The organism is Pseudomonas sp. AC255, assembly GCF_979258175.1.
This window is the reverse complement of the sequence record NZ_OZ409841.1, coordinates 5,522,842-5,545,995: the sequence shown is the minus strand read 5'-3', so window position 1 is coordinate 5,545,995 and position 23,154 is coordinate 5,522,842. Positions and strand designations below refer to the sequence as shown.

Here is a 23,154-nt window from a genome sequence, read left to right as displayed (position 1 = left end):
CACAGGGACATCGGGCCTTCACAATATTTGTGAATTACGCCGACTACTGTGGGAGCGAGCCTGCTCGCGATAGCTGTTTCAAAGATGCATCAACGGAAGCGGTCAACCTCGGAACGCAGATCCGCCGCCAGCTTCTCCAGCTCTTTCGCGGTGACAGCCAGGTTCGACACCACCTCACGCTGCTCGCTGTTGGCCAAGGCGATGCTCTGCAAATTGCTGCTCAGCAACGTCGCAGTGCTGCTTTGTTCCTGAGTGGCGGTGGTGATCGCAGCAAACTGCTGGCCTGCCGAACGGCTCTGCTCGTCAATCCGCGCCAGCGCCGACGCCACGTTGGCGTTGCGCGACAAACCTTCCTGCATCAGCACATTGCCCTGCTCCATGGTGCTGATCGCGTTACCGGTTTCCTGCTGGATGCTGTGGATCATGCTGGAGATTTCGTCGGTCGCCTGACGGGTACGCGAGGCGAGGCTGCGCACTTCGTCCGCGACCACGGCAAAACCGCGACCCTGCTCACCGGCACGCGCGGCTTCGATGGCAGCGTTGAGCGCCAACAGGTTGGTCTGCTCGGCGATCGAGGTGATCACACCGACGATGCCGCCGATTTCCTGCGAACGCTGCCCCAGCGTATTGATCACGCTGGCGGTGCTGTTCAGCGCACCGGCGATCTGCTCCAGCGACGACGACGCTTCTTCCATCGAGCTGCGGCCGATCTGCGTTTGCTGAGCGTTTTCCTGCGCCAGGCGCTGGGTCGCGCCCATGTTGTCGGCGATGTTCAACGACGTCGCGCTGAACTCTTCCACGGCGCCGGCCATGCTGGTGATTTCGCCCGACTGTTGCTCCATGCCTTCGTAAGCACCACCGGACAAACCGGACAGCGCCTGCGCACGGCTATTGACCTCTTCCGAAGCGCGGCGGATGTGCTCGACCATGGTCGACAGCGCCTGGCTCATCTGGTTGAACGCGCGGGACAGCTGCCCGATTTCATCGTGGCTCGATACGTTCAGACGCACGCTCAGATCACCAGCACCCAAGGCCTCAGCCTGACGCACCAGATCGCCCAACGGCGCGAGTTTGCTGCGCAGCAGCCAGACCACGGAACCGACCGCAAGCAACATCGCCAGCAGGCTGCCGATCGCCAGTTGCGTACCGACGCTCCAGGTCACCGCGCGGATCTCGGCTTTCGGCATGCTCGCCACCACCGACCACGGACCACCTTCGAACGGCACGGCGATGCTGTAGAAGTCCTCGCCCTTGTCGCTCCAGAACTCACCCTTGCCCGGGGTTTTCACCAGGTTGTTGATGGTCGGGGCGGCTTGATCCAGGTTTTCGACGCCGGCAATCGGCACCAGCCATTTGTTCTGCTCGTCGAGCAGGGCCAGCGAGCCGGTCTTGCCAATACGGAAGCGCTTGAGATTGGCGAACTGCGCGTTCTGCGCGTCGGTGTAATCGAAACCTACGTACAACACGGCGATGATCTTGCCGCCCGCATCGCGCACCGGTGTGTACTGCGACATGTAGTAGCGCTCGAACAGCAACGAGCGGCCGACATAACTCTGCCCTGCCATCAACTTCGCGTAGGCCGGGTTGGCATGATCGAGCACGGTGCCGATGGCACGGGTGCCGTCCTGCTTGCTGACGTTGGTGCTGACGCGAATGAAGTCTTCGCCGCTGCGCACGAATACCGTGGCCACACCGGCAGTCATCTGCTTGAACTCGTCAACTTCCTTGAAGTTGTTGTTCAGCACTTCGTTGCCCAGATGCAGACCCGGGGTCTGCACGCCGGCCACGGTCACTGGCTGATCGGGGTGCACACTCAGGCCACTGCCGAAGCGTTTTTCGAACAGACCGCTCAGGCGCAGGGTGCTTTCGCGCAGCGTACCGTGGAAGGTACTCAGTTGATCGGCCAGCAGCCGGGCCTCACTGGCCAGATGCTCTTCACGGGTGGCGAGGTTGGCGGAATCCAGCGAACGCAAGGCGAACACCGTACTGCCGCTGATGACTATCGCCAGTATCACAGCAAGGGCAAGACCCAGCTGCGAGGCGATCCGAGCACGAGGTTGAGACATGAACAGCTCCTGGCCGAGCCACCGAATCCTCCTTGATCGCGGTAATTGCCCGGAAAATATTCTAATAGTGGGGTGTAACGCGGAACCGGCACGACGGTTCCACAAGCTCGTAGTCGGCGGTAAAACCGAATACTTGAGCGCATTGCGTGGGTATGGCGCAGTGGTGGCATTGTGCCGGCTCGAACGTTTCAGCTCAAGCGCGCCACCGCCGGCAGTTGCATGGCGCGGACTTCGCTCTGCAGAAAATCGCTGAGGCGGCGCAAACGTTCACCTCCCGGGCGCGGCTTTGGCCAGACCAGGTAATAATTCAGGCCACTGGCGACGGCCGTAGGCCACGGCAGGCTCAAGCGCCCTTGCGCAACATCTTCGGCAACCATCAACAGATCACCCATCGAAACGCCGTAGCCGCGCGCCGCCGCGATCATGCCCAGCTCCAGCGTATCGAACACTTGCCCGCCCTTAAGCGAAACTTGCTCGGACAGACCCATGCGCTCCAGCCAACTGCGCCAGTCACGGCGATCCGGGGTCGGGTGCAGCAGTTCGGCGGTCGCCAGACGCGCTACATCCCAAGGTTGATCATTGAGCAGGTTCGGCGCGCCGACCGGAATCAATTCCTCGGGAAACAGCAGGCTCGCTTCCCAGTCCGGCGGGAAATGCCCGTCACTGAGCAACACCGCGCAATCGAACGGTTCGTTGTTGAAGTCCACCGAATCGATATCCATCCATGCGCTGGTCAATTGCACCTCATTGCCCGGCTGCAAATGGCGGAAGCGACTCAACCGCGCCAGCAGCCAACGCATGGTCAGGGTAGATGGCGCTTTCATGCGCAGGATGTCGTCCTCGGCACGCAAGGTATTGCAGGCGCGCTCAAGGGCGGCGAAGCCTTCGCGGATTCCGGGTAGCAGCAGCCGTGCCGATTCGGTCAGTTGCAGGTTGCGCCCGCTGCGATGAAACAGCCGGCAGGCGAAGTGTTCTTCAAGGGTGCGCATGTGCCGACTGACCGCGCTCTGGGTGATCGACAATTCTTCCGCCGCGCGGGTGAACGAGCTGTGTCGCGCTGCCGCTTCGAATGCGCGCAGGGCATACAACGGCGGAAGGCGTCGGGACATACAAAAAGCTCCAGTAGCGGGGATGTAGCCAATTCGGCGGGTACGTTTCAGGATGAGTATTAATCATGCCACCCATCCTTTTTATCCCTTTGTGCAAAGCCTGCCAAGCGCCGAGAATCGACGCTCTTCTGCTTCCTCTGATATTTGGGTGGTGATGACCATGCAGCATCCTGTGCGTACCGAACTCTGGGCCATCCTGCGGCTGGCGGGGCCGCTGATTGCTTCGCAGTTGGCGCACATGCTGATGGTGCTGACCGATACCCTGATGATGGCGCGCCTCAGTCCCGAAGCGCTGGCCGGTGGCGGCCTCGGTGCGGCGAGCTACTCGTTCGTGTCGATTTTCTGCATCGGCGTGATTGCAGCGGTCGGCACTCTGGTGGCGATCCGTCAGGGTGCCGGCGACATCATCGGTGCCGCGCGCCTGACACAGGCCGGGTTGTGGCTGGCGTGGCTGATGGCCCTCGGCGCCGGGCTGCTGTTGTGGAACCTCAAACCGGTGTTGCTGCTGTTCGGCCAGACCGAAACCAACGTCAACGCCGCCGGGCAATTCCTCATCGCCCTGCCCTTCGCCCTGCCCGGTTATCTGAGCTTCATGGCTCTGCGCGGCTTTACCAGTGCAATCGGCCGGGCGACGCCAGTGATGGTCATCAGCCTCGCCGGCACGGTGGCCAACTTCCTGCTCAACTACGCGCTGATCACCGGCATGTTCGGCCTGCCGCAACTGGGTCTGACCGGCATCGGTCTGGTCACGGCGATTGTCGCCAACTGCATGGCACTGGCGCTGGCCTGGCATATCCGTCGGCATCCGGCTTATGACGCTTATCCGTTGCGCGCCGGTCTGTCGCGGCCGAACCGGCAATACCTGAAAGAACTCTGGCGCCTGGGCCTGCCGATTGGCGGCACCTATGCGGTGGAAGTCGGGCTGTTTGCCTTTGCCGCGTTGTGCATGGGCACCATGGGCAGTACGCAAATGGGTGCGCATCAGATCGCCCTGCAGATCGTGTCGGTGGCCTTCATGGTCCCGGCCGGGATGTCCTATGCCATCACCATGCGCGTCGGCCAACACTACGGCGCCGGGCAACTGGTCGATGCACGGATGTCCGGGCGTGTCGGTATCGCTTTCGGCGCCGTGGTGATGCTCGGCTTCGCCCTGGTGTTCTGGCTGTGGCCGAACCAGTTGGTCGGCCTGTTCCTGGACCATAATGACCCGGCGTTTGCCGAGGTGATCCGTCTGGCGGTGAGCCTGCTGGCAGTAGCGGCGTGGTTCGAGCTGTTCGACGGCACGCAGACGATTGCCATGGGCTGTATTCGCGGGCTCAAGGATGCCAAAACCACATTTCTGGTCGGGCTGGCTTGCTATTGGCTGATTGGCGCACCGGCGGCGTGGTGGATGGCGTTCCACCTCAACTGGGGGCCGACGGGTGTCTGGTGGGGTCTGGCGTTGGGCCTGGCGTGCGCGGCGGTGAGCCTGACGCTGGCGTTCGAATGGAAGATGCAGCGGATGATTCGGCGCGAGCCGCAAGCTCAAGGTTTCAACATCCCACAGGCCGAATGAGGGTTTCCTTTGTGGGAGCGAGCCTGCTCGCGAAGACCGAGTGTCAGGCCCAGATCATCCAGCTGACATAACGCCTTCGCGAGCAGGCTCGCTCCCACGGGGATTTGCGCCGGCCGCAACAATTGTGATCAACCGACGATTTCCAGGGCCGGCTGCTGGTTCGATCCAGACGTCAGATATTCCACCAGCTCATCCAACGGCAACGGCCGGCTGATCAGATAACCCTGCACCTGATCGCAGCCGAACCCGCGCAACAACTCCAGTTGCTCCGGCGTCTCGACGCCCTCGGCGACCACTTCCAGATGCAGGTTGTGCGCGAGGTTGATCATCGCGTGCACCAGTTTGCGGTTCTCTTCGCGCTGTTCCATGCCGCCGACAAAACTCTTGTCGATCTTCAGCAAGGTGATGGGCAGGCTGTTGAGGTGCACGAACGACGAAAACCCGGTGCCGAAATCGTCCAGGGAGAAGCGCACACCGAGGCGGCCGAGCGCATCCATGGTCTGTTTGACCAGATCGCTGCGCCGCATTACCGCGGTTTCGGTCAGTTCGAATTCCAGCCACTGCGCCTCGACGCCGCGCTCGGCAATCAGACGGCTGAGTGTCGGCAGCAACTGGCTGTCCTGAAACTGGCGGAACGACAGGTTGATCGCCATGTGCAGCGCCGGCAGACCCTGCTCGCGCAAAGCCTGCATGTCGCGCAAGGCGCGAGAAATCACCCAGTAACCCAATGGCACGATCAGACCGCTCTGCTCGGCCAGCGGGACGAACTCGCTCGGTGGCAACAGACCGCGCTCGCCATGACGCCAGCGCACCAGCGCTTCGAGGCCGACAATCTGGCCGTCCTCAAGATTCAGGCGTGGCTGGTAATGCAGTTCCAGCTCATCGCGGCGCAAGGCCCGGCGCAGTTCGCTTTCGAGGTCGGCCATGCTTCGCGCGTTGCGGTTGATGCGTTCGTTGAAGATATGAAAAGTGCAGCCCTGCGTGCTCTTGGCCTGCTGCATGGCGATGTGCGCGTGCCACATCAATGGATCGGCGCCGCCATTGGCGCGGGCATGGGCGATGCCAAGGCTGGAGCCGATCAGCAGGCTCTCGCCGTCGACCCAATAAGGTTCGGCCAACGCCTCAGTGATGCGTTCGGCCATCCACTCGGCGCGTTGCGGTGCACGACGGGTATCGATCAGCAGAGCGAATTCATCGCTGCCCAGCCGTGCCAGTTGATCGCCGGCCTCCAGCTGACTTTTCAGCCGCGCGACGACCTGCAGAATCAGACGATCCCCGGCCTGATGCCCGAGGGCGTCGTTGGCATGGCGAAAATTGTCGAGATCAAGATGGCCGAGGGCGAGACCGCGCCCGTCGCCTTCGGCAAGACGCGCAGTAAGCAGGGTCTGAAAGCCCTGGCGATTGGCGATGCCAGTCAGCGGATCCTGTTCGGCGAGACGCTGGAGAGTGTTTTCCAGCACGCCGCGCTCGCGCACATGGCGCAGGCAGCGCTGGAGCATGCCGGCGTCGAGAGCGTCGAACACCAGCCAATCGCTGACACCGACCGGCGCAGTGGCCGGTTCGTGCTCCAGCAGCAGAACGGTCGGCAGGCTGCAACGACCGGGCGCCGGTTGCAACGCTGGCAGGGTCAGCAGTACCGCGTGGCGGTTGTCTTCGAACAGGCGGCTGACCGAATCCCAGTTCGGCGCGCTGATCAGCACCGCCGCGCTCCCCATCGGAGCCAGACACTCACGCAACAACGCTGTCCACGCTGGCTCTTCGGCCAGTAGCAGCAAACGCAAGGGTTCGACAGGCGTAGACAAGCTGACTCCCTAGACTCTGCAATGATGTAGGCGGGGCATTATGCCGGTGTGCTGAACAATGACCAATGCGTTGTCTGATGACAACGACCTCCAAACGTTATTTTGTGTCACGAATGAGAACATTAGCCGCAAAATCCCCGCGTATCCTGCGTGAAAGTAACAAAACCGGCAAATTTGAATCGCGTGTTGCGTCACAAGTCGGACAGAGCAGCACAAATCGCTGAGCCTGTTAAAATGCCGGCCCATTTCGTCAACGACTCCCGAATTTTCGTATGTCCCGACTCAATCCCCGGCAGCAAGAAGCCGTGAACTACGTCGGCGGCCCTCTATTGGTGCTCGCCGGTGCTGGCTCCGGCAAGACCAGCGTGATCACGCGCAAGATCGCGCACCTGATCCAGAACTGCGGCATCCGCGCCCAGTACATCGTCGCCATGACCTTTACCAACAAGGCCGCGCGCGAAATGAAAGAGCGGGTCGGCACCCTGTTGCGTGCCGGCGAAGGGCGTGGCCTGACCGTCTGCACCTTCCACAACCTGGGCCTGAACATCATCCGCAAGGAGCATGCGCGGCTGGGCTACAAACCCGGTTTCTCGATCTTCGACGAGACCGACGTCAAAGCCCTGATGACCGACATCATGCAGAAGGAATACGCGGGCGACGACGGCGTCGACGAGATCAAGAACATGATCGGCGCCTGGAAAAACGACCTGATCCTGCCCGCCCAGGCCCTGGAAAACGCGCGCAATCCCAAGGAACAGACCGCCGCGATCGTCTACACCCACTACCAGCGCACGCTCAAGGCGTTCAACGCGGTGGACTTCGATGACCTGATCCTGCTGCCAGTAAAGCTCTTCGAAGAACACGCCGACATTCTCGAAAAGTGGCAGAACAAGGTCCGTTACCTGCTGGTCGACGAATACCAGGACACCAACGCCAGCCAGTATTTGCTGGTGAAGATGCTCATCGGCAAGCGCAACCAGTTCACCGTGGTCGGCGACGATGACCAGTCGATCTACGCCTGGCGTGGCGCGCGCCCGGAAAACCTGATGCTGCTCAAGGACGACTACCCGTCCTTGAAAGTGGTGATGCTGGAGCAGAACTACCGCTCCACCAGCCGCATCCTGCGCTGCGCCAACGTGCTGATCTCGAACAACCCGCACGAATTCGAAAAACAGCTGTGGAGCGAGATGGGCCACGGCGACGAGATCCGCGTGATCCGCTGCCGCAACGAGGACGCCGAAGCCGAGCGCGTGGCCATGGAAATCCTCAGCCTGCACTTGCGCACCGACCGCCCGTACAGCGATTTCGCCATTCTCTATCGCGGTAACTACCAGGCCAAGCTGATCGAATTGAAGCTGCAGCACCACCAAGTGCCGTATCGCCTGAGCGGCGGCAACAGCTTCTTCGGTCGTCAGGAAGTGAAGGACCTGATGGCCTACTTCCGCCTGATCGTCAATCCGGATGACGACAACGCCTTCCTGCGCGTGATCAACGTGCCACGCCGCGAGATCGGCTCGACCACCCTGGAAAAGCTCGGTAACTACGCTACCGAACGCAAGATCTCGATGTACGCCGCCACCGACGAAATTGGCCTGGGCGAACATCTCGACAGCCGCTTCACCGATCGCCTGGCGCGCTTCAAGCGCTTCATGGACAAGGTCCGCGAGCAGTGCGCCGGCGAAGATCCGATTTCGGCGCTGCGCAGCATGGTCATGGACATCGACTACGAGAACTGGCTGCGCACCAACAGCTCCAGCGACAAGGCGGCGGACTACCGCATGGGCAACGTCTGGTTCCTGATCGAGGCGTTGAAAAACACCCTCGAGAAAGACGAAGACGGCGAAATGACCGTCGAAGACGCCATCGGCAAACTGGTGCTGCGTGACATGCTCGAGCGCCAGCAGGAAGAAGAGGACGGTGCCGAAGGTGTGCAGATGATGACGCTGCATGCGTCCAAAGGGCTGGAATTTCCCTACGTGTTCATCATGGGCATGGAAGAGGAAATCCTCCCGCATCGTTCCAGCATCGAAGCCGACACCATCGAAGAAGAGCGTCGCCTGGCCTATGTGGGCATCACCCGCGCCCGCCAGACCCTGGCATTCACCTTCGCTGCCAAGCGCAAGCAGTACGGTGAAATCATCGACTGCGCGCCGAGTCGCTTTCTGGATGAGCTGCCGCCGGACGATCTGGCCTGGGAAGGCAACGACGACACCCCGACTGAAGTCAAAGCCGTGCGTGGCAATAGCGCATTGGCCGATATACGCGCGATGTTAAAGCGCTAGAATCGACTACTTTTTAATCTACCTTCGGCGCCCATCGCGCCAACAGAGGAAGCTGTTGTGGAAGCACTGCACAAAAAAATCCGCGAAGAAGGCATCGTGCTTTCCGATCAGGTCCTGAAAGTCGACGCTTTCCTGAACCACCAGATCGACCCGGCCCTGATGAAGCTCATCGGTGACGAATTCGCCGCGCTGTTCAAGGATTCCGGGATCACCAAGATCGTCACCATCGAGGCCTCAGGCATCGCCCCGGCGATCATGACCGGTCTGAACCTCGGCGTGCCGGTGATCTTCGCCCGCAAGCAACAGTCGCTGACCCTGACTGAAAACCTGCTCTCGGCGACCGTCTACTCGTTCACCAAGAAGACCGAAAGCACCGTGGCCATTTCCCCGCGCCACCTGACCAGCAGCGACCGCGTGCTGATCATCGACGACTTCCTGGCCAACGGTAAGGCCTCGCAAGCGCTGATCTCGATCATCAAACAGGCCGGCGCCACCGTCGCCGGTCTGGGCATCGTCATCGAAAAGTCGTTCCAGGGCGGCCGCGCCGAACTGGACTCGCAGGGCTACCGCGTTGAGTCGCTGGCTCGCGTGCAATCGCTGAAGGATGGCGTCGTTACCTTCATCGAGTAACCCGCCGCCCCGAGTTATCCCCTGTGGGAGCGAGCCTGCTCGCGAATGCATTGTGTCAGTCACCCTGTTGAGTGAATGACACACCGCTTTCGCGAGCAGGCTCGCTCCCACAGTGGGTTCCGGGGTGGTCAGTTATTGCGCGGTAGCTTTGAGGCCTGTGAGCAGCAAGCGCTGGAACAGGTCTTCCTTGAGACCTTCCGGATTGGTCAGCTGCATCCTTTCAAGATGTTCCGGGAACGTTGAGGCCTCCGGCGCATCCAGCGCTGCCTTGCCCAATTCCAGAATCTCAGTCAGCTTGAACTTGCTCTTCAGCCAGTTCAGCGCCCGCAGCAGATCCCGTTCGATCACAGTGAAATCACAGCCCAGCGGATACTCCGGAAACAGGTTCGGATGTCGCGCGGCAATCGCCTGCAAGCGGTGCGGTGTGTTATCGGCAAACCGTGGATCGATACGGAAATCCTTTGGCAGCTTGCCGACTTTCTGCGCCTGTTCGATCAGTCCCGGCTGGAAGCGAGAATCGCTGATGTTGAGCAGCGCTTCGATCACCGCTGCGTCGGATTTTCCGCGCAAGTCGGCGATGCCGTACTCGGTGACGACGATGTCGCGCAGGTGCCGCGGGATCGTGCAGTGGCCGTAGTCCCAGACGATATTGGAACTGACCTCGCCGCCGGACTCGCGCCAGCTGCGCAGGATCAACATCGATCTCGCGCCTTCCAGTGCGTGTCCCTGAGCAACAAAGTTGTACTGCCCACCGACACCGCTGAGCACGCGTCCGTCTGCCAATTGATCAGCCACGCCGGCGCCGAGCAGAGTCATGGTGAACACGGTGTTGATGAAGCGCGCATCGATGCGCTGCAAGCGCTTGAGCTCTTCCTGGCCGTACAGCTCGTTGATGTAGCTGATACGGGTCATGTTGAATTCCAGCAGCTTGCTTTGCGGCAACTCGCGCAGCCGCTCATAGAAACTGCGCGGGCCAAGGAAGAAGCCGCCGTGCACCGAGATACCGTCGGGCTGCGCGCCTTCGTCGAGGGTACCGGCATTGGCCTGCTCCTGGGTCGGCACATCCGGATAGACCTTGCGCCGAATGATCCCGGCATCCGCCAATACCAACAGCCCGTTGACGAACATCTCGCTGCAACCGTAAAGGCCTTTGGCAAATGGCGCGGTGCCGCCCTCGCGCTGGATCAATTGCGCCCATTGGCTGAGGTTGATGTCATCGAGCAACGCCTGATAACCGGCGTTATCGGCCTGACGGGCAAGCAACGCAGCGGTCAGGGCATCACCCATCGAACCGATGCCAATCTGCAACGTGCCGCCATCGCGCACCAGCGCACTGGCGTGCAAACCAATGAAATGATCCTGAAAGCCCACCGGCATATTCGGCGTGGAAAACAGCGTGCTGCTGTCCTTTTCGTCGATCAGCAGATCAAACGTGTCGATATCGACTTCCGCATCGCCGGGCATGTACGGCAGATCCGTATGGACCTGGCCGACCAGCACAATGGTCTCCCCCGCCTCGCGGCGCTTGGCGATCATCGGCAGCAGGTCGAGGGTGATGTCCGGGTTGCAGCTCAGGCTCAGACGATCGGGATGCTCACTGTTGCTGGCCAGCAGTTGCGCCACAAGGTTCAGGCCCGCCGCATTGATGTCGCGGGCGGCATGGCTGTAATTGCTGCTGACGTAATCCTGCTGCGCCGGCGCGCTGTTGAGCAGACTGCCAGGCTGCATGAAAAACTGCTGGATACGGATGTTGGCGGGCAGGCTGTCGCGCTGCAGATCGGCAAGGAAATCGAACTCCGGATAATCACCAAACACGCGCTCGACGAAGGGCTCGATAAAACGCTTCTGCAAGCCATCGCCCAGATTCGGCCGACCGAGGCACAGCGCGGTATAGATCGTCAGCTGCCGCTCGGGCAGGCCCTTGATGCGCCGGTATAGCGCGTTAACGAAGTGATTCGGCTTGCCCAACCCCAGCGGCAGGCCCATGTGGATGTGCGCAGGCAAACGCGCCAGCACGTCGTCCACCGCCTGTTCGATCGAACACAACTGCACCATCTGAAGCCTCCCGCCCGTTCTGTTGATAGGGGTAGACCGAGATTGCCTTGAGTTTGCTGCAAAGGACAGTGTTTGGTTTGGAGGGATCAGGGCCTGAATGAATCGGAAACCAGAAACCACAGACACAAAAAAACCGTCCGAAGACGGTTTTTTTCAAAGCCGGCGCTGATTACAGACCGGACATCTCTTTGATCGCGCCCTTGAGCTCTTCATCGGAGCAATCGGCGCAGGTGCCTTTTGGCGGCATGGCGTTGATGCCGGTGATGGCCTTGGCGAGGATGCCGTCCAGACCACCCTGATGATCGGCCCGCTCCTTCCAGGCTGCCTTGTCACCGATCTTCGGCGCGCCGAGCAGGCCCGTGCCGTGGCAAGCGTTGCAGTGTTTGGCGATCACGTCTTTAGGTGCCTTCGCCCCGCCACCGCCGCCTGCGGTCGCAGCCACCTCCATGCCTTTGCATTCCTGCCCTTGAACACACACCTGGCCGACGGGCTCGAGGCGCTTGGCGATGTCGTCATTTGTCGCAGCTTGAGCGCTGACAGCCCAGAGGGCCAGTACGGTTGCTGGTGCGGCCAGCATTTTCATAATTAGGTTCACGCGTTCACCCTCAATGGTGGCTATTCACGCCTGCGGCCACGGTTCGCAGGCGGGCGCAAGTATAGCGGGTAGGCCGCTGTACTGAAACAACCCCATGGTTAGAGGGGTCTTGTTGCCCATCGGTAAAACGGTTCTGGGGCCTTTGCCGTATTGGCTTGGCGCCTTCTGCTTAGAAATTCGCCGGCGTGGCTGCGCTGATTAGTCGCGCCGGCACGTCAAACGGGTTACGGAAACGATGCGGCTTGGTACTTTCAAAATAGTAGCTGTCGCCGGCTTCGAGGATAAAAGTTTCCAGACCCACCACCAGTTCGAGGCGGCCTTCGACCAGAATTCCGGTTTCCTCGCCCTCGTGGGTGAGCATTTCTTCGCCGGTGTCGGCGCCCGGCGGGTAGATTTCGTTGAGGAAGGCGATGGCGCGGCTCGGATGGGCGCGGCCGACCAGTTTCATGGTCACGGCGCCGTCGGAGATGTCGATCAGCTCATTGGCCTTGTAGACGATCTGGGTCGGCTGGTCCTGCAGGATCTCTTCGGAAAAGAACTCGACCATCGACATGGGAATGCCGCCGAGCACCTTTCTCAGCGAACTGATCGATGGGCTGACGCTGTTCTTTTCGATCATCGAAATGGTGCTGTTGGTGACGCCCGCGCGTTTGGCGAGTTCACGCTGGGAAAGCCCTTTGAGCTTGCGGATCGATTGCAGTCGTTCACCGACGTCCAAGGCGGGAGCCTCCTGATGTTGTAAGAATATTGAGCGTTATCATGGCGACAGCGTTCAGTATTTACAACACTTGGCCCCCGCAGCGGCGTCAACCCTCGGAATAGAGCCTTGGCACACGTTTCAGGTTGCAGAAGATCTGATACGGGATGGTATCGGCCCACTTCGCCACATCGCTGGCGAGGATGTTCTTGCCCCACAGTTCGACGTTGGAACCGAGGCCCGCTTCCGGTATGTCGGTCAGGTCGATGCAGAGCATGTCCATCGACACACGCCCCAGCAGGCGGCTGAGTTTGCCGGCCACCAGCACCGGCGTGCCGGTCGGCGCCTGACGCGGGTAACCGTCGGCGTAGCCCATGGCGACCACGCCGATGCGCATTGGCTTGTCGGTGATGAACCTGGCGCCATAGCCGATCGGTTCGCCGGCCGGCAATTCACGCACGCTGATGACTTTCGATTCGAGGGTCATCACCGGTTGCAGGCGTTCGGCCACGGCGTTGACTTCTTCAAACGGGGTCGCGCCGTAGAGCATGATGCCCGGGCGTACCCAGTCGCTTTGGATTTCTGGCCAACCGAGCACGGCTGGCGAGTTGCGCAGGCTGACTTCCGCCGCCAGACCCTGACGCGCCGCTTCAAACACCGCGACTTGCTCGGTGCTGCTTTGCGCATGCAGTTCATCAGCGCGGGCGAAGTGGCTCATCAACACGATTTTCGCGACTTTGCCGCTGGCCAGCAGACGCTGATAGGCCGCTGGATAATCTTTCGGATGCAGGCCGACGCGATGCATGCCGGAATCGAGCTTGAGCCACACCGTGATCGGTTTGCTCAGGACTGCCTGTTCGATCGCTTCGAGCTGCCACAGCGAATGCACCACGCACCAGAAATCATGCTCGACGATCAACGCCAGCTCATCGGCTTCGAAGAAGCCTTCCAGCAGCAGTACCGGCGCGCGAATTCCGGCAGCACGCAGCTCCAATGCTTCTTCGATGCAGGCCACGGCAAAACCGTCAGCGTCGGCTTCCAGCGCCTGAGCGCAACGCACCGCGCCATGGCCGTAGGCGTCCGCCTTGATCACGGCGAGCGCCTTGGCGCCGGTGACTTCGCGGGCAATTCGGTAGTTGTGGCGCAGGGCTTGAAGGTCGATCAGGGCACGGGCAGGACGCATGGCGGCAGACTTCTGGGCGGTCATGGGAAGAAAAACCGGCGCCGACTGACGGCGTGAACCGCCAACAGCACCGGGAGAGGGAGCTGTAAAACGTTATGGCAGCGCGGCGACGATGGATATCTCCACCAGAATGCTCGGCTTGGCCATCTTCGCTTCGACGGTGGCACGGGCCGGTGCGGCGCCTTTTGGCAGCCACTGGTCCCACACCGCGTTCATCCCGGCGAAGTGCGCTTCAATGTCGTTCAGGTAGATCGTCGCCGACAACAGATGCTGCTTGTCCGTCCCGGCCAGATCGAGCAGGCGCTCGATATTGGCGAGCACCTCGCGGGTCTGCTGTTCAATTCCGGCTTCAAAGTCGTCGCCGACCTGCCCGGCCAGATACACGGTGCCGTTGTGGCTGACGATCTGACTCATGCGCTCATTGGTGAGCTGGCGCTGGATTGACATGTTTTGCGGACTCCTGGGTCTGGTTGCCGTAACGGGAAATATCGAGGCCTTCGGCGCTGATCTGCGGCTTTTTCTTCGCCATCAGGTCGGCGAGCAAACGGCCGGAACCGCAGGCCATGGTCCAGCCGAGCGTGCCGTGACCGGTGTTGAGGAACAGATTCTTGAACGGCGTGGCGCCAACGATCGGCGTACCGTCCGGCGTGGTCGGACGCAGGCCGGTCCAGAAACTCGCTTCGGCCAGATTGCCGCCCTGAGGATAAAGGTCGTTGACGATCATCTCCAGGGTTTCGCGCCGACGCGGGTTCAGCGACAGGTCAAAACCGGCGATCTCGGCCATGCCGCCGACGCGGATGCGGTTGTCGAAACGGGTGATCGCGACCTTGTAGGTCTCGTCGAGAATGGTCGAGGTCGGCGCCATGTCCGGGTTGGTGATCGGCACGGTCAGCGAGTAGCCCTTGAGCGGATACACCGGGGCCTTGATGCCCAGCGGCTTGAGCAACTGCGGCGAGTAGCTGCCCAGCGCCAGTACGTAGCGGTCAGCGGTTTCCAGCTTGCCGTCGATCCACACGCCGTTGATGCGATCACCGGCGTAATCGAGCTTCTGGATGTCCTGGCCGAAACGGAATTCCACGCCGAGCTTGCGCGCCATTTCGGCGAGGCGCGTGGTGAACATCTGGCAGTCGCCGGTCTGGTCATTGGGCAGACGCAGCGCGCCAGCGAGAATGTCAGTCACGCCTGCCAGAGCCGGTTCGACGCGGGCGATGCCGGCGCGGTCGAGGACTTCAAAGGGCACGCCGGATTCTTTCAGCACGGCGATGTCTTTGGCGGCGTTATCCAGTTGCGCCTGAGTACGGAACAACTGCGTGGTGCCGAGGCTGCGGCCTTCGTAGGCGATACCGGTTTCGGCGCGCAATTCATCGAGGCAGTCGCGGCTGTACTCGGACAGACGCACCATGCGCTCCTTGTTCACCGCGTAACGGCTGGCGGTGCAGTTGCGCAGCATTTGCGCCATCCACAGGTATTGGTCGATATCAGCGGTGGCCTTGATCGCCAATGGCGCATGGCGTTGCAGCAGCCACTTGATGGCCTTGAGCGGCACGCCCGGCGCGGCCCACGGCGAGGCGTAACCCGGCGAGACCTGGCCGGCGTTGGCGAAACTGGTCTCCATGGCCGCAGCAGGCTGCCGGTCGACCACCACCACTTCAAACCCGGCACGGGCCAGATAGTAAGCACTGGCGGTACCGATGACGCCGCTACCCAAGACCATGACGCGCATTTTCAATCCCTCATCGCGGCTTTTCGCCGAACTGTTTGTTAGAGCAATGATGGGCGCAGTGTAAAAAGAAATGCCAGTGCTTTTCACTATATAAGCGCCTATATTTGGCGACAATTCTCGGCAAAAACCCTTTTCACGGAGGCGCATCCCCTATGCGTACCAACACTCAGACCAAACGTGAGCTGGACAAGATCGACCGCAACATCCTGCGCATCCTCCAGGCGGACGGGCGGATTTCCTTTACCGAACTCGGGGAAAAGGTCGGTCTCTCGACCACGCCCTGCACCGAGCGCGTGCGGCGCCTGGAGCGCGAGGGGATCATCATGGGCTACAACGCCCGGCTCAATCCCCAGCATTTGAAGGGTAGCCTGCTGGTGTTCGTCGAGATCAGCCTCGACTACAAATCCGGCGACACATTCGAAGAATTCAGACGCGCGGTGCTGAAGCTGCCGCATGTGCTGGAGTGCCATTTGGTCTCAGGAGATTTCGACTATTTGGTGAAGGCGCGGATTTCCGAGATGGCCTCGTACCGCAAACTGCTCGGCGACATTCTGTTGAAGCTGCCACATGTGCGTGAATCGAAGAGCTATATCGTCATGGAAGAGGTGAAAGAGAGCCTTTGCCTGCCGATTCCGGACTGATCACCGCAATGATCGTTCCCACGCTCTGCGTGGGAATGCCTCTTCGGACGCTCCGCGTTCGGCCTTTGAGACGCAGAGCGTCCCGGGCTGCATTCCCACGCAGAGCGTGGGAACGATCGCTTACACCAACACCTGCCGATTCGCCGCCATGTACTCGAAAATCTGCTTCTCGACCCGTGGATGTATCAACTCCACCGGCCGCCGCTCGTTCGGGCACGGCAGGGTCTTGGTCGTACCAAACAATCGACAGATCAGCGGCCGCTCTTCATACACCGTGCAGCCATTCGGCCCCAGGTGCACACAGTTGAGTTCTTCCAGCGCGGCATCCTGCTCGGCGCGGGATTTGCGCGGCAGCCGGGCCATTTCCTCGGGCGACGTGGTCACCGGGCCGCAGCAGTCGTGGCAGCCCGGCACGCAGTCGAACGTGGGGATCTGCTGACGCAGGGTGCGGATTTTCTGACTGTTGCAGCTCATCGAAACGGTGACCAAAGTGGCGGGCTGATGATTGTGCCGCAAAAGTCCGGATCCAGACACCGCAGGCCGACCGATGTTGCCCACGTTCGGGCGCGCGGCTTATGCTCCGTCAAATTTTCTCGACACTCAGCCGTTGGATGATGCCCATGACCGCCCGCGCCCCGACCACCGCGAGCCAACCCCACGTTGCCTCTTATTACGCCGCCAGCAGCCTGCCGCAGCCTGACCATCCCGTGCTGCAAGGCGAGGTGGTGGCGGATGTCTGCGTGGTCGGCGGTGGCTTTTCCGGGTTGAACACGGCGCTGGAACTGGCCGAACGCGGTTTCAGCGTAGTGTTGCTGGAAGCGCACCGGATCGGCTGGGGCGCCAGCGGTCGCAACGGCGGGCAGTTGATTCGCGGTGTCGGTCACGGCCTTGACCAGTTCGCCAATGTCATCGGTGCCGAGGGCGTGCGCGAGATGAAACTCATGGGCCTGGAAGCGGTGGAGATTGTCCGTCGGCGCGTTGAGCGTTTCGGCATTGCCTGCGACCTGACCTGGGGCTACTGCGACCTCGCCAACAAGCCTTCCGATCTCGACGGTTTTGCCGAAGATGCCGAAGAACTCCGCAGCCTGGGTTATCGCTACGAAACCCGTCTGTTGCAGGCCAGTGAAATGCACACCGTGGTCGGTTCCAAGCGCTATGTCGGCGGTTTGATCGACATGGGTTCCGGGCATCTGCACCCGCTGAATCTGGCGCTGGGCGAAGCGGCAGCGGCGCAGCAACTAGGCGTGCAATTGTTCGAGCAATCGGCAGTGACGCGCATCGATTACGGCCCCGAAGTGAAGGTGCACACCGCGCTAGGCTCGGTGCGGGCGAAGACTCTGGTGCTGGGCTGCAATGCCTATCTCCATGACCTCAACCCGCAACTGAGCGGCAAGGTCCTGCCCGCCGGCAGCTACATCATCGCCACCGAACCGTTGAGCGCAGAGCAGGCGCACAACCTGCTGCCGCAGAACATGGCGGTCTGCGATCAGCGGGTGGCGCTGGATTACTACCGGCTCTCGGCGGATCGACGCTTGTTGTTTGGCGGCGCATGTCATTACTCGGGACGCGATCCGAAAGACATCGGCGCCTATATGCAACCGAAGATGCTTGAAGTGTTCCCGCAACTGGCCGGGGTGAAAATCGATTATCAGTGGGGCGGGATGATCGGCATCGGTGCCAACCGCTTGCCGCAGATTGGCCGGCTCGCCGACCAGCCGAACGTGTATTACGCCCAGGCCTATTCAGGGCATGGGGTGAATGCCACACACCTGGCCGGCAAGCTGCTGGCCGAGGCGATCAGCGGGCAGCATGGCGGCGGCTTTGATCTGTTCGCCAAGGTGCCGCACATCACCTTCCCCGGCGGTAAGCACTTGCGCTCGCCGTTGTTGGCGTTGGGGATGTTGTGGCATCGGCTGAAAGAGTTGGTCTGACGAATCAGGATCGTTCCCACGCTCCGCGCGGGAATGCATCCAGTGACGCTCTGCGTCACAGCGGACGCAGAGCGTCCGGGCCGGCGTTCCCACGCAGAGCATGGGAACGCTCTGCGGTATTCATATCCGCCAGAACGGCTTCAACCCCTCCTCCCTTGCCTGCTCCCGCGTCAACCCGACATCCTTGAGCTGCTCCGGTGTCAGGCCGAGCAACGCCTTACGCGTGTGCAGACGATGCCAGAACAGATCCCAGCGACTGAGGCCGGACGGCGCGTTACGCAGCAGATTGCGCGCGTTGTCCTTTTGCCCTGCCGCCAGTTCCTGACTGTGTAACGTCAGCCGCACATCGCTCAAGCCGTTCATTTTCGTTGCTCCTGTTTACTTGGGTAGCCAGAGATTCCATGATGCGCGGGCGAGCAAAACCATTACAGACTCAAAGAACCAGTATTAACTCCATACAGATTTGCCGATTCATCGACTGAATGACTGATTTTTGCCGCATCTGTACTGGTTTTCACCAAGACGCACCGAGGCCACCATGACTCTGTATGTAAACCTCGCCGAATTGCTCGGCACCCGCATCGAACAAGGCTTCTACCGCCCCGGTGATCGCTTGCCGTCGGTGCGTGCCTTGAGCATCGAACACGGAGTCAGTCTGAGCACGGTGCAGCAGGCCTATCGCGTGCTTGAAGACAGCGGTCTGGCCACGCCAAAACCCAAGTCCGGCTATTTTGTCCCCGTAGGACGCGAATTGCCGGAGCTGCCCGCAGTAGGCCGCCCCGCGCAACGGCCGGTAGAGATTTCGCAATGGGATCAGGTGCTGGAACTCATTCGCGCCGTACCGCGCAAGGACGTCGTGCAATTGGGACGTGGCATGCCCGATGTTGGCTCACCTACCATGAAGCCGCTGCTGCGCGGGCTGGCGCGAATCAGCCGCCGGCAGGACATGCCTGGTCTGTATTACGACAACATCCACGGCAACCTCGAACTGCGCGAACAGATCGCACGGCTGATGCTCGATTCCGGCTGTCAGTTGAGCGCCAGCGATCTGGTGATCACCACTGGCTGCCACGAAGCGCTCTCCACCAGCATCCATGCGATCTGCGAGCCGGGCGACATCGTCGCGGTGGACTCGCCGAGTTTTCACGGCGCCATGCAGACCCTCAAAGGCCTGGGCATGAAAGCCCTGGAAATCCCCACCGACCCGCTCACCGGGATCAGCCTCGACGCCCTGGAACTGGCGCTGGAACAGTGGCCGATCAAGGCCATTCAGCTCACCCCAAACTGCAACAACCCGCTCGGCTACGTCATGCCCGAGTCGCGCAAACGCGCGTTGTTGACGCTCGCCCAGCGTTTCGACGTGGCGATCATCGAAGATGATGTGTATGGCGAGCTGGCCTATACCTACCCGCGCCCGCGTACGATCAAATCCTTCGACGAAGACGGCCGCGTGTTGCTCTGCAGCTCGTTCTCCAAGACCCTGGCGCCGGGGCTGCGCATCGGCTGGGTGGCGCCGGGCCGATATCTGGAGCGAGTGCTGCACATGAAATACATCAGCACCGGCTCCACCGCGCCACAACCGCAGATCGCTATCGCCGAATTCATCAAGGCCGGCCATTTCGAGCCGCACTTGCGGCGTATGCGCATGCAGTACCAACGCAATCGTGACGCGATGATCGACTGGGTGACGCGCTATTTCCCGGCCGGCACCCGCGCCAGTCGCCCGCAGGGCAGCTTCATGCTCTGGGTGGAACTGCCGGAAGGTTTCGACACGCTGAAACTGAATCGCGCGTTGCACGATCAGGGCGTACAGATTGCTGTCGGCAGCATCTTTTCCGCCTCGGGCAAGTACCGCAATTGTTTGCGGATGAACTACGCTGCCAAACCAACAGCGCAAATCGAAGAAGCGGTGCGCAAGGTCGGCGCTGCGGCAATCAAATTACTCGCTGAGACCGACTGACCTTTTTTGCGCGCCCGGCGTCCAAATTGCCGACCTCAGCCGCCAACCGGAACGACCCTACGTGAGCTTCAGACAGCCCTTACTCGCTTTACTGATACTCGCCTCGTTCCTCAGCGGCTGCGCCAGCCTTGATGTGCCGCGCGAACCGAGCCAGGCCCTGCCGGCGTCGGACTCCAGCTTCGGCCGTTCGATTCAGGCTCAGGCCGCACCCTACAAGGGGCAGTCGGGGTTTCGCCTGCTCTCCGACAGCGGCGAGGCGTTTACCGCCCGCGCCGAGCTGATTCGTCATGCGCAGGTCAGCCTCGATTTGCAGTACTACATCGTCCATGACGGCATCAGCACGCGAATGCTGGTGGAGGAAGTACTCAAGGCTGCCGACCGTGGCGTGCGCGTGCGCATCCTGCTCGACGACACCACCAGCGACGGCCTCGACCAGATCATCGCGACCCTTGCGGCACATCCGCAGATCCAGATTCGTTTGTTCAATCCGTTGCACCTGGGGCGCAGCACCGGCGTAACACGCGCGGCCGGGCGACTGTTCAATCTGTCCGTGCAGCATCGGCGCATGCACAACAAGTTGTGGCTGGCGGACAACAGCGCGGCCATCGTCGGCGGGCGCAATCTGGGCGATGAATATTTCGACGCCGAAGCCAACCTGAATTTCACCGACATCGACATGCTCAGCATCGGCCCGGTGGCCGAGCAGCTCGGGCACAGTTTCGACCAGTACTGGAACAGCGCGCTGAGCAAGCCGATCGACGAATTTCTCTCCAGCCAACCGACCGCCGCCGACCTGCAAAACACGCGCACGCGCCTGGAAGAATCGCTGGAAGAAACCCGCAAGCAGAACCACGCGCTGTATCAGCAGTTGATGAAGTTCACCACCGACCCGCGCATGGACATCTGGCGCAGAGAGCTGATCTGGGCCTGGAACCAGGCCTTGTGGGATGCGCCGAGCAAGGTCCTGTCCAAGGGCGAACCCGATCCGCATCTGCTGCTGACCACGCAACTGGCGCCGGAACTGACCGGCGTCAGCAAAGAGCTGATCATGATTTCCGCCTACTTCGTGCCGGGTCAGCCGGGGCTGGTTTACCTGACTGGGCGCGCCGATGCCGGGGTCTCCGTAAGTCTGCTGACCAATTCGCTGGAGGCTACCGACGTGCCGGCGGTGCATGGCGGTTACGCGCCCTATCGCAAGGCGTTGCTTGAACACGGGGTGAAACTCTATGAGTTGCGCCGCCAGCCTGGGGATAACTACGGCAGCGGGCCACGCGTGTTCTACAGCAAGTCGTTTCGCGGCTCGGATTCCAGCCTGCACAGCAAGGCGATGATCTTTGATCGACGCAAATCGTTTATCGGCTCGTTCAATTTCGACCCGCGCTCGGTGCTGTGGAACACCGAGGTCGGCGTCCTGGTGGACAGCCCGGAACTGGCCGAGCATGTGCGCGCACTGGCACTGCAAGGCATGGCGCCAACCTTGAGTTATCAGGCGAAACTCGAGGACGGCAAGGTCGTCTGGGTCACCGAGGACAACGGCCAGATGCATACCCTGACCAAGGAACCGGGGAGCTGGTGGCGGCGCTTCAACTCATGGTTCAGCACCAGCGTCGGCCTGGAGCGGATGCTGTAAAAGCAAAGATCGCAGCCTTCGGCAGCTCCTACAGTTGGAAATGCGTTTGCCCTGTAGGAGCTGCCGAAGGCTGTGATCTTTGATCTCAAGCAGTCTGGATTTTGCCGAAGGCGCCCTGGCGCAACAACAGGATAACCAACCCGAAAGCCCCCGCCGCCATCAACAGTGGCAACGCATGCCCGTTGATCCACTGACTCCCCGCCCCCGCCGCCAACGGCCCGACCAGACAACCGACACCCCACAACTGGGCAATATGCGCATTGGCGCGCACCAGCGCATCGTCACGATAACGCTCGCCAATCAGAATCAACGACAGGGTAAACAAGCCGCCGGCACTGGCGCCGAACAGCACCCAAAGCGGCCAGATCAGCAGCGTGTCGAGCAACATCGGAATGGCCAGACTCGACAGCATCAACACCACAGCGCAACCAGCAAACAGCGTGCGCCGCGACAGGTAATCGGCCAATGCGCCGATCGGCAATTGCAGCAGCGCATCGCCGACCACCACGGTGCTGACCATGGCCAGCGCGATTTCGGCGGTGAACCCCTGTTGCAGACAGTACACCGGCAGCAGCGTCAGGATCATCGCCTCGAACGCGGCGAACAACGACACCGCCCAGGCAATCGCCGGCAGCTCACGGGCGAAGCCCCACAGATCACCAAACGTGACGCTGTTGGCCTCGCTGCTCGGCGCGCCGCTGCGCCCCAGCAGCAGGAAAGGCGAGAGCGTCAGCAGACCGGCCCCGACCCAGAAACCGTAATCATGCTCGGTACCCAGCGCACCCAGCAGCAACGGACCGGACAGCTGGCTCAGCGCATAGCTGCTGCCATACAGCGCCACCAGACGCCCGCGCCACTGCTCGACCACCAGCTGATTAATCCAGCTCTCGCCGAGGATGAACACGATGGTCAGGATCACACCGATCAGCAACCGCAGCAGCAACCAGATCGGATAACTCGGCAGCAGCGCCAGCAGGCCGATCGACAATGCCCCGGCCCACAGGCACAGGCGCATCAGGTTCGCCGTGCCGAAATACGCGGCGAGATGGCTGGAAACCTTCGCCCCCAGCAGCACGCCTATTGCCGGCATGGCTGCCATCACACCGATGGCGAACGAGCCGTAGCCCCAGCCTTCCAGACGCAACGACACCAGCGGCATGCTGACCCCCAGGGCCAGGCCGACACTCAAGACAGACGCCAACACGGCGAAATACGTCGCCCACCGCATGTTCCACGCTCCTGTGGATATTTTTATATGCACCACAAAATCACTGTGGGAGCGAGCCCCTGTGGCG

The 23,154-nt window shown here is 61.3% G+C and carries 19 protein-coding genes; 7 read left to right on the top strand and 12 right to left on the bottom strand.

Annotated features, from left to right (window positions below; genetic code table 11):
- Positions 1 to 89 precede the first annotated feature (89 nt).
- Both ACZZ0K_RS24935 and ACZZ0K_RS24930 read right to left on the bottom strand, forming a co-directional pair.
- Entirely contained in the window at positions 90 to 2,066 is a 1,977-nt protein-coding gene (locus ACZZ0K_RS24935; RefSeq protein ID WP_016772578.1) for a methyl-accepting chemotaxis protein, read from the bottom strand.
- A gap of 188 nt (positions 2,067 to 2,254) precedes the next feature.
- Complete coding sequence (locus tag ACZZ0K_RS24930; protein WP_460059652.1) at positions 2,255 to 3,175, bottom strand: LysR substrate-binding domain-containing protein; 921 nt, start codon at positions 3,173 to 3,175, stop codon at positions 2,255 to 2,257.
- Between the two features lie 160 nt (positions 3,176 to 3,335).
- On the opposite strand from ACZZ0K_RS24930, the gene ACZZ0K_RS24925 reads away from it, so the two are divergent.
- Positions 3,336 to 4,730, top strand: coding sequence for a NorM family multidrug efflux MATE transporter (locus ACZZ0K_RS24925; RefSeq protein WP_056791616.1), 1,395 nt, complete (start codon positions 3,336 to 3,338; stop codon positions 4,728 to 4,730).
- Positions 4,731 to 4,858: 128 nt separating this feature from the next.
- On the opposite strand, the gene ACZZ0K_RS24920 is transcribed toward ACZZ0K_RS24925, so the two are convergent.
- Entirely contained in the window at positions 4,859 to 6,532 is a 1,674-nt protein-coding gene (locus ACZZ0K_RS24920) for a putative bifunctional diguanylate cyclase/phosphodiesterase (protein WP_041476648.1), read from the bottom strand.
- 272 nt (positions 6,533 to 6,804) lie between these two features.
- Here ACZZ0K_RS24920 and rep point away from each other — a divergent pair, with 272 nt between their 5' ends.
- Both rep and ACZZ0K_RS24910 read left to right on the top strand, forming a co-directional pair.
- The gene (gene rep, locus ACZZ0K_RS24915) at positions 6,805 to 8,814 is read left to right on the top strand and encodes a DNA helicase Rep (protein WP_016772574.1); all 2,010 of its coding nucleotides are present in this window, start codon (positions 6,805 to 6,807) and stop codon (positions 8,812 to 8,814) included.
- 57 nt (positions 8,815 to 8,871) lie between these two features.
- Positions 8,872 to 9,444: a xanthine phosphoribosyltransferase gene (locus ACZZ0K_RS24910; protein ID WP_016772573.1), complete on the top strand. Its 573-nt coding sequence runs from the start codon at positions 8,872 to 8,874 to the stop codon at positions 9,442 to 9,444.
- A gap of 132 nt (positions 9,445 to 9,576) precedes the next feature.
- Here ACZZ0K_RS24910 and ACZZ0K_RS24905 read toward each other — a convergent pair whose 3' ends face one another.
- The 6 genes from ACZZ0K_RS24905 to dadA all read right to left on the bottom strand — a co-directional run bounded on the left by ACZZ0K_RS24905 (position 9,577) and on the right by dadA (position 15,697).
- Entirely contained in the window at positions 9,577 to 11,499 is a 1,923-nt protein-coding gene (locus ACZZ0K_RS24905) for an acetyl-CoA hydrolase/transferase C-terminal domain-containing protein (protein ID WP_258707339.1), read from the bottom strand.
- Positions 11,500 to 11,668: 169 nt separating this feature from the next.
- Positions 11,669 to 12,082 (bottom strand): c-type cytochrome, encoded by a 414-nt coding sequence (locus tag ACZZ0K_RS24900; RefSeq protein ID WP_039757383.1) that lies wholly within the window; start codon positions 12,080 to 12,082, stop codon positions 11,669 to 11,671.
- Positions 12,083 to 12,263: 181 nt separating this feature from the next.
- Entirely contained in the window at positions 12,264 to 12,812 is a 549-nt protein-coding gene (locus ACZZ0K_RS24895) for a cupin domain-containing protein (protein ID WP_016772566.1), read from the bottom strand.
- A gap of 88 nt (positions 12,813 to 12,900) precedes the next feature.
- The gene (gene alr / locus ACZZ0K_RS24890; RefSeq protein ID WP_236167918.1) at positions 12,901 to 13,974 is read right to left on the bottom strand and encodes an alanine racemase; all 1,074 of its coding nucleotides are present in this window, start codon (positions 13,972 to 13,974) and stop codon (positions 12,901 to 12,903) included.
- Positions 13,975 to 14,067: 93 nt separating this feature from the next.
- Positions 14,068 to 14,421: a RidA family protein gene (locus ACZZ0K_RS24885; RefSeq protein ID WP_258707340.1), complete on the bottom strand. Its 354-nt coding sequence runs from the start codon at positions 14,419 to 14,421 to the stop codon at positions 14,068 to 14,070.
- Positions 14,393 to 15,697 carry a D-amino acid dehydrogenase gene (gene dadA / locus ACZZ0K_RS24880; protein WP_122506211.1) on the bottom strand — a complete coding sequence of 435 codons (1,305 nt, stop codon included), beginning with the start codon at positions 15,695 to 15,697 and terminating at the stop codon, positions 14,393 to 14,395. The genes ACZZ0K_RS24885 and dadA overlap by 29 nt, the downstream gene beginning before the upstream one ends.
- A 152-nt stretch (positions 15,698 to 15,849) precedes the next feature.
- Here dadA and ACZZ0K_RS24875 point away from each other — a divergent pair, with 152 nt between their 5' ends.
- Positions 15,850 to 16,338: an Lrp/AsnC ligand binding domain-containing protein gene (locus ACZZ0K_RS24875; protein WP_010465173.1), complete on the top strand. Its 489-nt coding sequence runs from the start codon at positions 15,850 to 15,852 to the stop codon at positions 16,336 to 16,338.
- Positions 16,339 to 16,458: 120 nt separating this feature from the next.
- Here the strand turns inward: ACZZ0K_RS24875 and ACZZ0K_RS24870 are convergent, their stop codons facing one another.
- Entirely contained in the window at positions 16,459 to 16,812 is a 354-nt protein-coding gene (locus tag ACZZ0K_RS24870; protein ID WP_041476668.1) for a YkgJ family cysteine cluster protein, read from the bottom strand.
- A 146-nt stretch (positions 16,813 to 16,958) separates the two neighbouring features.
- Here ACZZ0K_RS24870 and ACZZ0K_RS24865 point away from each other — a divergent pair, with 146 nt between their 5' ends.
- Positions 16,959 to 18,269 carry an NAD(P)/FAD-dependent oxidoreductase gene (locus ACZZ0K_RS24865; RefSeq protein WP_236167768.1) on the top strand — a complete coding sequence of 437 codons (1,311 nt, stop codon included), beginning with the start codon at positions 16,959 to 16,961 and terminating at the stop codon, positions 18,267 to 18,269.
- Positions 18,270 to 18,389: 120 nt separating this feature from the next.
- Here the strand turns inward: ACZZ0K_RS24865 and ACZZ0K_RS24860 are convergent, their stop codons facing one another.
- Positions 18,390 to 18,632 carry a DUF1127 domain-containing protein gene (locus tag ACZZ0K_RS24860; RefSeq protein ID WP_041476642.1) on the bottom strand — a complete coding sequence of 81 codons (243 nt, stop codon included), beginning with the start codon at positions 18,630 to 18,632 and terminating at the stop codon, positions 18,390 to 18,392.
- Between the two features lie 175 nt (positions 18,633 to 18,807).
- Here ACZZ0K_RS24860 and ACZZ0K_RS24855 point away from each other — a divergent pair, with 175 nt between their 5' ends.
- Both ACZZ0K_RS24855 and ACZZ0K_RS24850 read left to right on the top strand, forming a co-directional pair.
- Positions 18,808 to 20,229, top strand: a complete 1,422-nt coding sequence (locus ACZZ0K_RS24855) for an aminotransferase-like domain-containing protein (RefSeq protein WP_076564538.1) — start codon at positions 18,808 to 18,810, stop codon at positions 20,227 to 20,229.
- A 61-nt stretch (positions 20,230 to 20,290) separates the two neighbouring features.
- Complete coding sequence (locus ACZZ0K_RS24850; RefSeq protein ID WP_217864871.1) at positions 20,291 to 21,859, top strand: phospholipase D family protein; 1,569 nt, start codon at positions 20,291 to 20,293, stop codon at positions 21,857 to 21,859.
- 85 nt (positions 21,860 to 21,944) lie between these two features.
- Here ACZZ0K_RS24850 and ACZZ0K_RS24845 read toward each other — a convergent pair whose 3' ends face one another.
- On the bottom strand, positions 21,945 to 23,087 hold the full coding sequence (locus tag ACZZ0K_RS24845) for an MFS transporter (RefSeq protein ID WP_041476639.1): 1,143 nt from the start codon (positions 23,085 to 23,087) through the stop codon (positions 21,945 to 21,947).
- Positions 23,088 to 23,154: the final 67 nt, after the last annotated feature.

Coding starts and splice junctions, on each gene's coding strand:
- ACZZ0K_RS24935 (WP_016772578.1), bottom strand. CDS start 2,066: ATGTCTCAACCTCGTGCTCGGATCGCCTCGCAGCTGGGTCTTGCCCTT.
- ACZZ0K_RS24930 (WP_460059652.1), bottom strand. CDS start 3,175: ATGTCCCGACGCCTTCCGCCGTTGTATGCCCTGCGCGCATTCGAAGCG.
- ACZZ0K_RS24925 (WP_056791616.1), top strand. CDS start 3,336: ATGCAGCATCCTGTGCGTACCGAACTCTGGGCCATCCTGCGGCTGGCG.
- rep (WP_016772574.1), top strand. CDS start 6,805: ATGTCCCGACTCAATCCCCGGCAGCAAGAAGCCGTGAACTACGTCGGC.
- ACZZ0K_RS24905 (WP_258707339.1), bottom strand. CDS start 11,499: ATGGTGCAGTTGTGTTCGATCGAACAGGCGGTGGACGACGTGCTGGCG.
- ACZZ0K_RS24900 (WP_039757383.1), bottom strand. CDS start 12,082: ATGAAAATGCTGGCCGCACCAGCAACCGTACTGGCCCTCTGGGCTGTC.
- alr (WP_236167918.1), bottom strand. CDS start 13,974: ATGCGTCCTGCCCGTGCCCTGATCGACCTTCAAGCCCTGCGCCACAAC.
- ACZZ0K_RS24885 (WP_258707340.1), bottom strand. CDS start 14,421: ATGTCAATCCAGCGCCAGCTCACCAATGAGCGCATGAGTCAGATCGTC.
- dadA (WP_122506211.1), bottom strand. CDS start 15,697: ATGCGCGTCATGGTCTTGGGTAGCGGCGTCATCGGTACCGCCAGTGCT.
- ACZZ0K_RS24875 (WP_010465173.1), top strand. CDS start 15,850: ATGCGTACCAACACTCAGACCAAACGTGAGCTGGACAAGATCGACCGC.
- ACZZ0K_RS24870 (WP_041476668.1), bottom strand. CDS start 16,812: ATGAGCTGCAACAGTCAGAAAATCCGCACCCTGCGTCAGCAGATCCCC.
- ACZZ0K_RS24865 (WP_236167768.1), top strand. CDS start 16,959: ATGACCGCCCGCGCCCCGACCACCGCGAGCCAACCCCACGTTGCCTCT.
- ACZZ0K_RS24860 (WP_041476642.1), bottom strand. CDS start 18,632: ATGAACGGCTTGAGCGATGTGCGGCTGACGTTACACAGTCAGGAACTG.
- ACZZ0K_RS24855 (WP_076564538.1), top strand. CDS start 18,808: ATGACTCTGTATGTAAACCTCGCCGAATTGCTCGGCACCCGCATCGAA.
- ACZZ0K_RS24845 (WP_041476639.1), bottom strand. CDS start 23,087: ATGCGGTGGGCGACGTATTTCGCCGTGTTGGCGTCTGTCTTGAGTGTC.